11 protein-coding genes are annotated in these 13,013 nt (G+C 45.6%); 5 read left to right on the top strand and 6 right to left on the bottom strand.

Annotated elements, in window-relative coordinates; all coding sequences use genetic code 11:
* Positions 1–16: 16 nt before the first annotated feature.
* Genes ACGTNI_RS10310 through ACGTNI_RS10300 form a run of 3 tightly spaced genes read right to left on the bottom strand, consistent with a single transcriptional unit; the run spans position 17 to position 2,918 of the window.
* On the bottom strand, positions 17–847 hold the full coding sequence (locus tag ACGTNI_RS10310; protein WP_085506423.1) for an ABC transporter ATP-binding protein: 831 nt from the start codon (positions 845–847) through the stop codon (positions 17–19).
* A gap of 14 nt (positions 848–861) precedes the next feature.
* Entirely contained in the window at positions 862–1,917 is a 1,056-nt protein-coding gene (locus ACGTNI_RS10305; protein ID WP_394462127.1) for a FecCD family ABC transporter permease, read from the bottom strand.
* Positions 1,914–2,918: a FecCD family ABC transporter permease gene (locus tag ACGTNI_RS10300; RefSeq protein WP_394462125.1), complete on the bottom strand. Its 1,005-nt coding sequence runs from the start codon at positions 2,916–2,918 to the stop codon at positions 1,914–1,916. The genes ACGTNI_RS10305 and ACGTNI_RS10300 overlap by 4 nt, the downstream gene beginning before the upstream one ends.
* A 202-nt stretch (positions 2,919–3,120) precedes the next feature.
* On the opposite strand from ACGTNI_RS10300, the gene ACGTNI_RS10295 reads away from it, so the two are divergent.
* Positions 3,121–4,107, top strand: coding sequence for an ABC transporter substrate-binding protein (locus ACGTNI_RS10295; protein ID WP_394462123.1), 987 nt, complete (start codon positions 3,121–3,123; stop codon positions 4,105–4,107).
* A 301-nt stretch (positions 4,108–4,408) separates the two neighbouring features.
* On the opposite strand, the gene argH is transcribed toward ACGTNI_RS10295, so the two are convergent.
* From argH to thiD, 3 genes are all read right to left on the bottom strand, one after another.
* Positions 4,409–5,833 (bottom strand): argininosuccinate lyase, encoded by a 1,425-nt coding sequence (gene argH / locus ACGTNI_RS10290; RefSeq protein ID WP_394462121.1) that lies wholly within the window; start codon positions 5,831–5,833, stop codon positions 4,409–4,411.
* On the bottom strand, positions 5,830–7,089 hold the full coding sequence (locus ACGTNI_RS10285; protein ID WP_394462119.1) for an argininosuccinate synthase: 1,260 nt from the start codon (positions 7,087–7,089) through the stop codon (positions 5,830–5,832). The genes argH and ACGTNI_RS10285 overlap by 4 nt, the downstream gene beginning before the upstream one ends.
* Before the next feature lie 164 nt (positions 7,090–7,253).
* Complete coding sequence (gene thiD, locus ACGTNI_RS10280; protein ID WP_394462117.1) at positions 7,254–8,057, bottom strand: bifunctional hydroxymethylpyrimidine kinase/phosphomethylpyrimidine kinase; 804 nt, start codon at positions 8,055–8,057, stop codon at positions 7,254–7,256.
* Between the two features lie 150 nt (positions 8,058–8,207).
* Here thiD and ACGTNI_RS10275 point away from each other — a divergent pair, with 150 nt between their 5' ends.
* The 4 genes from ACGTNI_RS10275 to ACGTNI_RS10260 all read left to right on the top strand — a co-directional run bounded on the left by ACGTNI_RS10275 (position 8,208) and on the right by ACGTNI_RS10260 (position 12,867).
* Positions 8,208–9,356: a conserved virulence factor C family protein gene (locus tag ACGTNI_RS10275; RefSeq protein WP_085506430.1), complete on the top strand. Its 1,149-nt coding sequence runs from the start codon at positions 8,208–8,210 to the stop codon at positions 9,354–9,356.
* Between the two features lie 62 nt (positions 9,357–9,418).
* Positions 9,419–9,847: a BrxA/BrxB family bacilliredoxin gene (locus ACGTNI_RS10270; RefSeq protein ID WP_394462114.1), complete on the top strand. Its 429-nt coding sequence runs from the start codon at positions 9,419–9,421 to the stop codon at positions 9,845–9,847.
* A gap of 300 nt (positions 9,848–10,147) precedes the next feature.
* Entirely contained in the window at positions 10,148–11,083 is a 936-nt protein-coding gene (locus tag ACGTNI_RS10265) for a PD-(D/E)XK nuclease family protein (RefSeq protein WP_394462112.1), read from the top strand.
* A 110-nt stretch (positions 11,084–11,193) separates the two neighbouring features.
* Positions 11,194–12,867 carry a M4 family metallopeptidase gene (locus ACGTNI_RS10260; protein WP_394462110.1) on the top strand — a complete coding sequence of 558 codons (1,674 nt, stop codon included), beginning with the start codon at positions 11,194–11,196 and terminating at the stop codon, positions 12,865–12,867.
* Positions 12,868–13,013 lie beyond the last annotated feature (146 nt).

Below are 13,013 nucleotides of genomic sequence, written 5' to 3'. Positions count from 1 at the left end.
CCAGGGCATTTTTTGTTTATGACGAAATTTGACGGGTCTGCTTTTGAGCTGCTTTAATCAGGCAGCGTCCTTTTCCATGCGGGATGCACATTGGTGTACCAAACAATGGATCCTCTCTGACATCGCAAGTCATGTCAAAAACATCCTGCACCATTTTACACGTAACGATTTCTTCTGGTTTCCCTTGTGCGTATACTTTTTTATCTTTCAACGCCACGATATGATCGGCGTATCGACAAGCAAGGTTAATATCATGAAGCACCATCACAATGGTACGTCCATGCTCCTGGTTCAAATCAAATAAAAGGTCCAGAATTTCGATCTGATGGGTCATATCCAAATAGGTTGTAGGCTCATCGAGCAGCAACGTATCTGTATTCTGGGCAAGTGTCATCGCAATCCATGCCCGCTGTCTTTGTCCGCCAGATAAAGAATCAACAGAACGGTCCTTCAACTCCAGCATGTTAGTGGCTTCTAAAGCCGTCTGTACCGATTCCTCATCCTGCTTCGACCATTGGCGAGCCCAGCTTTGATAGGGGTAGCGCCCCTGCTTCACCAATTGCAGCACGGTCAGCCCTTCAGGAGTAACGGGGCTTTGCGGCAGGATAGCCATCTTTTTTGCCACTTCTTTTGTGCGCATCTTTGAGATGTCTTTATTATCCAGTACAATATGCCCGGATTTCGGTTTCAGAAGTCTGGCTAAGGAACGGAGCAAGGTGGACTTCCCGCAGCCATTCCCTCCAATTAATACCGTCACTTCCCCTTTTGGTATGGAAATGTCCAGTGAATCGATAATAAGATCTTCTCCATAGCTTAGCGACAATTCATTGGCAATCAGCGTTTTCATATCAATCTCTCCTTTTAAGACCGCTTGCTTTTATATAGCAAAAAGATGAAGTAAGGCGCCCCGATCGCTGCCGTAAAAACTCCGGCAGGGACTTCCAACGGGGAAAACATGGTGCGTCCCACCAGGTCCGCTCCTAAAACAACAATGGCACCGACTAGTGCAGATACAGGTATTAAAGCGCCGTAAGAAGATCCCACTAAACGCCTGGCAATATGGGGGGCCATCAAACCGACGAAACCAATCCCGCCAGCAAATGCAACTGCGGCTCCTGTCATGGCAGTACATAATGTGAGAAAAACCAACCGGTCCCGTTGCAGATGGGCACCGATGCCTGCCGCGGCTTCCTCCCCTAACTCTTGCGCATTGATCCTTCGTGCTACCATCAACGATAATACGAACAAAACAAGGACGACAGGGACCAGAATTTTGACTTCAGCCCAATTAGATCCATAAACACTTCCCGTCAGCCATATATTAGCCTGAGAAGCTCGGAAGATCGGTCCCAATATCATGAACATCGTCGTCAGGGCTTGTGTTAATAATGAAATTCCAATCCCTATCAGAACGAGCGTCATGGGCGAGATGCCATTTTTATAGGCAAGAATATATACCATAAATCCGACCACCACTGCTCCGATGAAGGAAGCAAAAGGCAGCCATTGCAGGCTTACTGTCAAAGCATTGTCAGCATTGCTGAAAATCGCCAGGAAAGCGACGACAGCCACGCCTGCACCACCTGTGATGCCGATAATATCCGGAGAAGCGAGCGGGTTTCTAATCATTCCTTGTAGAATTGCTCCGCTGACAGATAAGGCAACCCCTACGAAAAGTGCTGTCAAAATTCTTGGCATTCGGAAGGAGTTGACGACCATTTGATTTATTTCATTTCCCTGTCCAATTAAAACTTTGATGACATCCAATGGGTGGACAAAAATTTCACCCAAGGCAGCTGAAAATAAAAACAATATAGCTAAAACAATAAATAACAGCGCGGTTACGATGATCGACCTGGGATCGAAAAGAAACGATATCCAATCATTTTTTGTACGAAATACACGATATCTGCTCATGTGCTTTTCAATCCTTTACGGGCAATGTAGATAAAGAATGGTGTTCCGATGATGGCAGTCATGACACCGACCGGAACCTCCTCCGGCATAATGACGTACCTGGCAGCAATATCGGCAGCTAATAATAAGATAGCTCCTAATATACCTGCGTAAGGAATCACCCAGCGATGATCCTGCCCGACAATCGATCTCGCGAAATGAGGCACCACGATGCCAATGAACCCGATCGGTCCGGCAATGGCAACCGCTCCACCCGCTAACAGTACAACCAAAATACCAGCGGCTGCTTTTATCCAGCCGGTTTTTTGACCAAGGCCCTGGGCCACATCTTCTCCCATAATCAAAATGTTAATATGACGAGAAATGAACAGTGCACCAATCCATGCAGCTGCCAGATATGGAAAAACGGAGGATAAATACTCCAGGCTTCTTCCTTGTACGGATCCGGCAAGCCAGAACAACACTTCATCCAGAGCTTTTTCATTTAACACAAGCATCCCCTGGGTGAATGATGAAAATAAAGCGGCAATCGCAGCACCGGCTAATGTAAGCCGCACTGGTGTTAACCCTTGTCGGCCAACAGAGCCTACCACGTAAACGATAACAGCAGCCACTGCTGCCCCAGCAAAGGATACCCAAGTCATTCCCTGGAGAGAAATGGCTTGAAAATAAGAGACAGCGAGAACAACGAACAAGGAAGCACCTGCATTGATGCCGAAAATCCCGGGAGATGCAAGCGGGTTCCTTGTAAGTGCCTGCATCAATACTCCGGCAATTGCTAAGGACGCCCCTACTACGGCGGCAATTAATGCCCTGGGCAGCCGGACGTCTTTTATAATGATATGTGTATTGGTTTGTTCAAAATGAAAAAAAGCCTGGTATGCTTCTTTTAGTGTTACATCGGTATAACCTAACACGATACTGCAGCAAAGAAATACAATCAGCAGCAACAATCCGGCAAGAATACCTGACCATTTCGCCCCGGCTGTCCTCAACCCCATAATTTTTATCCTCTCGTTATACAGAAACTAGTAAATTCTCTACATTATCAAGTCTATTTGACCTATGACATACTGTCAATGATTTTGAGAATCATTTTCATTTATGTCACAAAATATTTCAAATTTCAGTTGACTAAAGAGGAAAATTTATATAAGCTACTAATTGTGAATGATAATCATAATCAATTAGGGAGTGGGAGTTATGAGTAAAAAATACTTACCCGCATTTATTTTAATGTTGGTATTATCCCTTGTTTTAGCAGCTTGCGGAGGATCATCCAGTGAAGATACTTCCGATGAGCAAGAGCAAAATAATGAGGACAGCAGCAGTTCGGAGGACTTCGAACCTTATACCATTGAACATGCGATGGGTGAAACTACAATCGAAGAGAAGCCAGAACGTGTCGTTATACTTACAAACGAAGGTACGGAAGCTTTATTGGCACTTGGTGTCCAGCCGGTAGGTGCTGTGAAATCATGGCTGGGTGATCCTTGGTATGACCATATCAGCGACCAGATGGAAGGCGTCGAAGTAGTCGGTGATGAGTCAAATGTAAACATAGAAAAAATCCTGGAATTGCAGCCTGACCTGATTATCGGTAACAAAATGCGCCAGGAAGATATTTACGATAAATTGAGTGAAATCGCTCCGACCGTTTTTGCGGAAACCCTGCGCGGTGAATGGCAGGAAAACTTTATGACTTATTCCAAAGCGTTGAATAAGGAAGAAGAAGGTAAGCAGTTGATTGAGGAATACGATCAGCGATTGGAAGACTTCGCAGATCAGGCAGGTGACAAACTGGATCAGGAAGTATCCGTGGTGCGCTTCATGCCGGATCATGTCCGTATTTACCATAAAGACTCCTTCTCCGGTGTCATCTTGGATCAAATCGGCTTTAACCGGCCGGAATCCCAGCAAGCAGAAGACTTCATGGAAAAAGCAACAAAAGAGCGGATTCCAGCAATGGAGGGCGATGTCCTGTTCCATTTTGCATACGAAACAGGTGATGGCGCAGCCGAAGAAATGCAGCAAGAGTGGCTGAACGACCCGCTATTCAAAAATCTTGAAGTTGTGAAGTCAGGAGATGTTCATGAGGTAAGTGATGCTATCTGGAATACAGCAGGAGGATATCTCGCTGCCAATGAAATGGTCGATGACCTGGAAAAAGTATTCCTGGATGAAGAATAATTGCTAATAATAAGGCTGCCCCCTCAGGGCAGCCTTTCTTTATGCTGGAAATAGCTATCAAGAAAAAAACCGCCCTGCCGTATGCTGCCGGCCAGGGCGGTTTTTTCTTGTAAGAGAGACAACTCCATGTTATATGAGCTAAAATGAACGCTTCTGAGACACTTTTGAAATTTTATGAGACAAAATCGAAATTTTGTGAGACATATTTGAAAATTTATGAGATAAAAAATTTATTTATGCACTCACTTATCAATAAGAGAGACAATCCAACTTCCAATGGGTACCGGACATCCTTTCACAGTCAGCCATCCAGTTTAACGGCAGATTGCAGTGACTGTACCCAGGTTAAGCTGGCTGTAATCGACTGTTCGGCACTGAGAAACTGTTCCTGTACCCGGTTCTTCGCCGGCCCTCCAGGCACATTTCGTGCTGCCACTACCGACTCCGGTGTCAAAGCTTCATAGATATCTTCTTCAATAGCGTCAGAGAATTGATGGAACTCCTCCAATGACAGGTCGAGAAGATAACAGCCTTTATTGATGCAATGCAGCACTACCTGGCCGACTACAGCATGAGCTTCACGAAACGGTACATTCTTCCCTACCAGGTAATCGGCAAGGTCGGTTGCATTGGAATAATCTTCCGCTACTGCTTTGTACATCGCCTCTTTGTTGACATGCATCGTTTCAATCATGGGAGCAAACAACGCTAACGCCCCTTTCAAGGTTTCAGCTGTATCAAACATCCCCTCTTTATCTTCCTGCATATCTTTGTTGTAAGCGAGCGGCAGTGACTTCAATGTCGTCAGCATACCGATCAGGTTGCCATAGACCCGTCCGGTTTTCCCGCGGACCAGTTCCGGTACATCGGGATTTTTCTTTTGCGGCATCATACTGCTACCGGTACAAAATGCGTCATCCAGCTCGATGAAGTTGAATTCCGTGCTTGACCATTGGACAAGCTCCTCCGAAAGCCGGGACAAATGCATAGAAATCATCGATGTATTCGCCAAAAATTCAATGACAAAATCCCTGTCACTGACGGCATCCAGACTGTTTTCACATAGACCGTCGAACTGCAGCTTGTCGGCTACCTGCTGACGGTCAATCGGGAAGGTCGTGCCTGCCAGGGCTCCAGCACCAAGTGGCATCTGGTTGATCCGCTTAAAGCTGTCCTGCAAACGTTCAACGTCACGCTGGAACATGAAGACATACGCCATCATATGGTGAGCGAACGAAACAGGCTGTGCCCGCTGCAAGTGGGTATATCCTGGAAGGATCGTATCCAGATTGGTTTTCGCCTGGGTAAGCAAGGCTTGCTGCAATTGCACAAGCTGCTCCACCATATCGACGACTACCTCACGCAGGTAGAGACGCATATCAAGAGCAACTTGATCGTTACGGCTTCTTCCGGTATGAAGCTTTCCACTGAGCGGCCCGATTTCCTTGCTCAACAGCTGCTCGACGTTCATGTGAATGTCTTCATGACCGACATCCAGCTCCACTTTGCCGCACTCGATTTTATAATCGACTTTATTCAGGCCTTCAATGATGATAGCCGCTTCCTGGTGGGTAAGAATCCCACAGGAAGCGAGCATATCTACATGAGCCATGCTGCCGATGATGTCGTAACGGGCAAGCTTTCGGTCAAAGTTGATCGATGCTGTATATTCTTCTACGAGTTGATTGGTCGCTTTCGTGAAACGACCTCCCCATAATTTAGTCACGACTTAACCGCCTCTTTCAGGTCTAATTTGACTTTATCTAAAGAGCTGCCTGTAATTTTTTCACCCTGGGTGACAGATGCATGGACTTTCGTCGGCAGTCCCCATAGCTTGATGAACCCAAGTGCTGCTTCATGGTCAAAGGCATCATCCGGGTTATAAGTCGCCAGGTTGAAGTCATAAAGGGAGAAATCAGATTTACGTCCAATTACCTGCGCCTGCCCCTTATACAATTTAACCTTCACGACACCGGAGACATGTGTTTGTGTTTCTTCGATGAATGCTTTTAATCCATCCATCAATGGCGAATACCATAGGCCTTCATATACCATTTGAGCGAATTTTTGTTCCACGATCGGCTTGAACTGAGCCACTTCACGAGGCAGTGTCAAGGATTCCAATGCCTGGTGAGAGGTGATCAACGTTGTTGCAGCAGGAGTTTCATAGATTTCTCTTGATTTGATACCTACAAGACGATTCTCGACGTGGTCGATACGTCCGACGCCATGCTTCCCTGCGATGTTATTCAGCTTCAAAATCAAATCTTCCAATGGAAGGGTCTCGTCATTGATAGCGACAGGCATCCCTTTCACAAAAGTGATCTCCAATTCTTCCGCTTCATCTGGTGCGTTTTCCGGTGAAGTCGTCAGATCATAAGCTTCTTCCGGCGGCTGTGCCCAAGGGTCTTCGAGTACGCCGCATTCGTTACTTCTTCCCCACATGTTCTGGTCGATACTGTAAGGGTTATCGACATCGACGGGTACCGGAATGCCATGCTCTTTCGCATAAGCGATCTCTTCATCTCTTGACATCGCCCATTCTCTTACTGGTGCTACGATTTCCAGTTCTGGATTCAACGCTGTAATCGCGATATCGAATCTGACCTGGTCGTTCCCTTTTCCTGTACAACCGTGAGCGACTGCTACCGCTCCCTCTTTTTCAGCGATTTCTACCAGTACTTTAGCGATCAATGGACGGGATAACGCAGATACAAGCGGATACTGTCCTTCGTACATAACATTTGCCTTCAAGGCTGGAAGCAGGTAATCCTCTGCAAACAATGCCTTTGCATCTACGGTATAAGATTTTAACGCTCCAACGTTCAACGCTTTTTCTTTTACAAAATCAAGGTCTTTCCCTTCTCCGATATCTAAACCGACAGCGATTACGTCATAGTTGTATTTATCCTGCAGCCATTTCACCGCTACCGAAGTATCTAATCCACCTGAATACGCTAATACTACTTTTTGTTTTTCCATTATAGTCAGCTCCCCTTTGCTGTTGTTTTCCTCGTTCTTATAAGATATGAATTATTATGCATTATTAAGTATATTAATTCAACCGTTATTCGTGAATTTTTTTAAAAAGTTTTTGAAGGAATAAAAAAAGCGCGCAGTGACAGGGTTCTGCGCGCTTATTACTTTTATAATTTTTTGTTACGCCAGGCGGCATGATTGGTGGAGCCGATTCCTCGTTCGAATGACAATGCATGGCGAATCGCCTCGGTTACAAACGACTTTGCCAAGGTTACTGCCGCTTCCATCTCCTCACCCTTGGCCAATTCGGCTGTGATTGCGGCGGCATAAGTGCAGCCGGCCCCGCTTGTATGAATCGTATTGATCCGTTCCGAACGAAATTCTTTGAAATGGTTCCCGTCATATAAGATATCAACTGCCGGGTAGTCAGCGAGGGCACCGCCTTTGACTAGTACATAACGAGGGCCCAGCTGATGGAGTTCTTTAGCTGCCTGGTACATCGCTTCGATATTATCAATCGTCTTCCATTCTAAGAGCTTAGCCGCTTCCATTGTGTTAGGAGTGATAATATCGGCAAGGGGGAAAAGTCGTTCTTTCATCGTCACAATCGCGTCATCTCTCAATAACTGTGACCCCATTTTACCGATCATGACCGGATCCACGACAATATGGCCTGTCCTTTCTTTTGTTACTATAGTAGATACATGTTCAATGATTTCTTGCGTGAACAGCATGCCGGTTTTCAAAGCATCGACCCCGACATGTTCAAATGCTGCGTATAGCTGTGCTTCAATCGCCTCAAGCGGTTGGGTGAAAATTCCCTGTTCCGTCTTAGCATTATTAGCAACGATAGCAGTGATGGCACTCATGCCATATACTTCCCGCTCCTGGAAAGTCTTCAAGTCTGCCTGGATACCGGCACTCCCTTGTGCAGCTGACCCTGCAATCGTCAATGTCCGGGCAATAGTCATAGCGAAAATCCTTTCTTCTCTCTTTTTTTCATCATCATACTACGACTCCTGTAATAAACCAATCGGGATGCTGCAGGCTGCGGGAATGGATAGCAGCGCCAATCTCTGTTAAAATCATCAGTAGAATAAAGGAAAAAGGGGGACCACCATATGAAAATCGTGTCGATTGAACCGACGCCGAGTCCCAATTCAATGAAAATCAATCTGGATGAAGAGCTTCCAGCAGGTGATACCTATAATTACAAACAAGGGGATAACCTGGAACAGGCTCCCCAGCATATAAAAGACCTCCTTGCTATCGATGGCGTGAAAAGTCTCTACCATGTCATGGATTTTATCGCACTCGATCGTAACCCACGCGCTTCCTGGGAAAATGTCCTCCCTGAAGTGAGGGAAGCGCTTGGAACAAAAGAGGAAAATCGTGATCAGGAAAACACGCAGCAGCAGCCTGCTCAAGCAGAAGATGCTTTCGGAGAAGTGAAAGTGTTCGTGCAAATGTTCCGAGGCATCCCTATGCAGATTAAGCTTGATGACGGTAGTGAAGAAAAGCGGGTCGGGCTGCCGGAGATGTTTATGAATGCAGCTATGAAAGCATCCCCCGCTTCTCCCAATATGGTCATGGAACGGAAGTGGGTCGAACAGAATCCTCGTTATGGCGATATGGAAGAAATTGGCCGGGAAGTCGCCGAGGAACTGGCTGCAAGCTACGATGAACAACGACTGGAGGCACTGGTTGAGCGAGCATTTGAAGAAGGAGCAGAAGAACCCGTTGAACCTCGCAAGGCCACCCAGGAGGATATTCTGGCAAGCCTTGACGATTCCGATTGGAAAGTACGTTATGCAGCACTTGACCGTATGAACCCTGCTTTTAAAGATTTGCCGGTCCTGGAAAAAGCTCTGCATGATGAAAAAGGGTCGATTCGCCGGCTGGCAACCGCCTACCTTGGTATGATTGAAGAACCGGAAGTCCTCCCTTATCTATACCAGGCGTTGAAGGACAAGTCAGTCACCGTCCGGAGAACAGCCGGGGACTGTTTATCCGATTTAGGTTTCAAAGACGCCATGCCGGAAATGATCGCTTCCCTTTCTGATCCGAATAAACTTGTCCGGTGGCGGGCGGCGATGTTTTTATATGAAATCGGGGACGAAACAGCAATCACTAAGTTGGAAGAAGCTATTGACGATCCGGAATTTGAAGTAAGGATGCAGGCGAAAATGGCACTGCAGCGTATTAAAGGCGGCGAAGAAGCCAAAGGCTCCGTCTGGCACCAAATGACCCAGGCCCGGAAAAACAATTGATTTTTTTGCTGAAGTGTTCCCTTATCGTGTAACTACATTAATTAATTAGAGGAGGATTTAACATGAATGCTTATGAAGAATATATGAAACAAATGGCGCAGCCCATGCGCGATGAATTGACGAATGCTGGTTTTAAAGAATTAACCACGCCTGAGGAAGTAGACGAATTCATAGCGAATACCAAAGGCACAGCACTCGTGGTCGTTAACTCTGTATGCGGATGTGCAGCAGGACTTGCCCGCCCGGCAGCCCGTGAATCCCTGGCTTACGAAAAAACACCAGAACACCTGGCTACTGTCTTTGCAGGACAGGATCGTGAAGCAACAGCTCGTATGCGTGAACACTTTGAAGGGTTAGAGCCTTCTTCTCCATCCATGGCACTGCTGAAAGATGGCAAGGTCGTTCACTTCATTCCACGTGAAGATATTGAAGACTTTGAAGTGGAAGAGATCGTAGATAACCTGACCAACGCTTACGACAACCATTGTTAAACAAGGGTACGCCCTATACAAATTGACAACCCTCCTCCCCCGATATACCATTATAGGTATATAACGAGGAGGGGTTTTTCTTGAGCAAAGAAGACAAGAAACATTGTTACCAGGGCTCCTGACAAATTTCTAAATCCGATGATGGTCAGAATGGGAATAACGGCGGCAAGCCGAAGTTCCCACCGATATGACCAGGTACCATCGGAATGCTCCTGGCAGGAGTATATATTGTCATCATGCAGTTGATGCGCTAAAGAGGGGCCTTTTGTGCCCCTCTCATTACATATTCGGAGTGATTGTATGTTTGAAGTCAAACCCCATCCGGAATTATCTTGGTCGATTTCCCGTCACAAAACACTGATGGAATGTCCGAGAAAATATGGTTACGACTATTACGTTTCTCATAACGGATGGCTTCGTGATGCAGATTCCCTCGCACGTCATACCTACCGTCTAAAGAAGCTGACCAATCTGGAAATGCTGTTCGGAAGTATTGTCCACGATACGATCTATCAAGTTATCCAGCATTTCTTAAACACAAGGAAAATACCATCCGAGCAAAAGCTGATTGACCGGATCAGGCAGCAATTGAATCAGGGATTCATTGACTCGACTCGACGGGAGCATCTTTGGCATGACAAGCCGAAGCATTATACGATGCTTCATGAAATCTACTATAGCCAGCAGGATAAGCTGCCCCCCAACAAAACGGCTAAAATCCAGACACGTCTGAGCACAGCGATGGATAACTTTCTCAAGAGCCAAACGTTTCAGGATATCCAAACACCGGAAAATATTCGATTTGTCGCCTCTGAGGACTTTCGTTATATGATGATTGGTGATGTGAAAATCTATATCGTTATGGACCTTGTCTACCGTGACATTAACCAGGATAAATGGGTGATCGTCGATTGGAAAACAGGTAAAGCATCAGCAGAAGACCGCAATCAGCTGGCTTTATATGCCCTTTACCTGAAGCAAAGGTACCAGATAGATTCTTTAGATAAAATCATAATACGAAATGAATATTTGCTGGAAGGCTACCATAAAGAACATGCCTTGAATGCAACGGATTTAATCAATGTACAGAACCTGTTCGGGATGAGTATCCAGGAAATGTCCCGTTATCTTGCCGATGTAGAAAAAAACGAGCCCTTACCCATCGATCAGTTTCCGAAATACCAGGAAGATCGCAAATGTGCCCGATGTAATTATCAAGAATTATGTTTCGGTTAATAGATTAATAGAAACAGGACTATTATCCCGCAAATATAGTGCATAATATTCTGACTTTTCTGCCTCCTTTCTTTTATAATGGGTATCAAACCATTAGAGGAGGAATTTTTTTGAAGAAAAAACGTTTATTACCAGCGCTCGTGTTATCGACGACCATGCTTGCCGGAACGTTTGCCCCACTCCCTGCCGAAGCTGTACATACCAATGTTTCAACAGAGGCTATCGCACAAAAACATGGCCTTGATAACGGAAACAAGCCTCTGTTTGTTATTGAAAGACAGGCAGAAAAGAAGCACGCCAGCAATGCAGCTGCAGCACTTGATCATTTAGAAAAGAATACAAATAAATATAAAATCAAAAACCCGAAAGCCAGCTTGTTGGAAAAAAAGACCGAAAAAGATGAACTGGGTATGACACATGTCCGAATGCAGCAGAGCAAAAATGGCATCCCTGTAGAAGGGAGTGAAGTGATTGTCCACTTCAACGAAAATAATAGCGTAACTGCTGTAAACGGTGAGTTCAATACGGTTGTAGATAAGGCTGAAATGAATACCGATCCTTCTATCACACAATCTCAAGCGTTAGCTGCTGCTAAACAAGCGGTGAAAGCCCCTGAAAAGCTGGAATATCAGCCAACAAGTGAGCTGGTCGTCTATCCATTCGAAGGGGATAGCTATCTCGCCTATAAAGTGAATGTCAATTTTTTGGGTGAAAAACCCGGGAATTGGTTTGTATATGTGGATGCACAGACTAATGAAGTAATCGACCAATACAATGCCTTGATGCATGCCGATGGTTTCCTGCCAGCTGAGGGATCAGGTTTGGGGGTCCTCGATGATCACCGCAAACTACACGTCTCTCATAAAAATGAAAAGAATAGAGAAGGTACGAAGTTTTACCTTAGTGATTACTCTCATAATAACTTAGATGGCATCCATACCTATGACCTGGCAAACGAGTGGGGAGGCACTGGTGAAGTGCATTCAAAAATAGGCAGTGCCTGGAAGGATGACTACGACCGTCCTGCTGTTGATGCCCACTATAATTCTGAAAAAGTATATGAATACTACTTGGAAGAACATGACCGTAATTCGATTGATGGAGAAGGCATGGCAATCGTATCCAAGGTCCATTTTGGTGAAAATTATAATAACGCCTTCTGGAATGGACGTGAGATGACTTATGGCGATGGTGACGGTGAATTTTTTATTCCACTGTCAGCCGGCCTTGATGTGGCTGCCCATGAAATGACACATGGGGTCATCACTCACTCTGGCGGTCTTAAATACCGCAACCAGTCTGGAGCCTTGAATGAAGCTTTCGCAGATATTTTTGGAGCACTTGTCGATGAAGACGATTGGGAAGTCGGTGAGGATATCATGGCTGATGCCGCCAAGGAATCTGGCAGAACCTCTCTCCGCAGCTTAAGTGATCCAAGCAAATATCCAGTGGGAGCAACTTACGCCCCATATGGTGATGGCAGCGGCATGTATCCTTCTCATATGGATGAATATTATGACCTTCCGCTGAATCTTGATAATGGCGGCGTTCATATCAACTCCTCGATCATCAACCATGCCGCATACCTTACAGGCGAGCAGATCGGGAAGGAAAAACTCGGACAAATCTATTATCGGGCGTTGACTGTCTACTTCACACCGGATACTAACTTCAGTCAGGCCAGAGAGGCTTTGATCCAATCTGCAGTTGACCTATACGGTGAATCCAGTGAAGAAGCTCTTGCTACAGCAGACGGATTGAACCAGGTAGGTATTACAGAATAGTTCAAAGATATCTCCCCCGGAGCCCTCCAGAATTTGGAGGGCTTTATTACTGCCTATAGTTTTAACAGCCAATACAAATAATTGACAATATTCTGATAAAATGGTAATCTCGTTTTACACTAAGTGACAAAACTAGTGTTTTATTT

It is taken from the genome of Thalassobacillus sp. B23F22_16 (genome assembly GCF_043496955.1).
GTDB classification, from domain to species: domain Bacteria; phylum Bacillota; class Bacilli; order Bacillales; family Halobacillaceae; genus Thalassobacillus; species Thalassobacillus devorans_A.
This window is presented reverse-complemented; position numbering and strand designations above follow the sequence as displayed.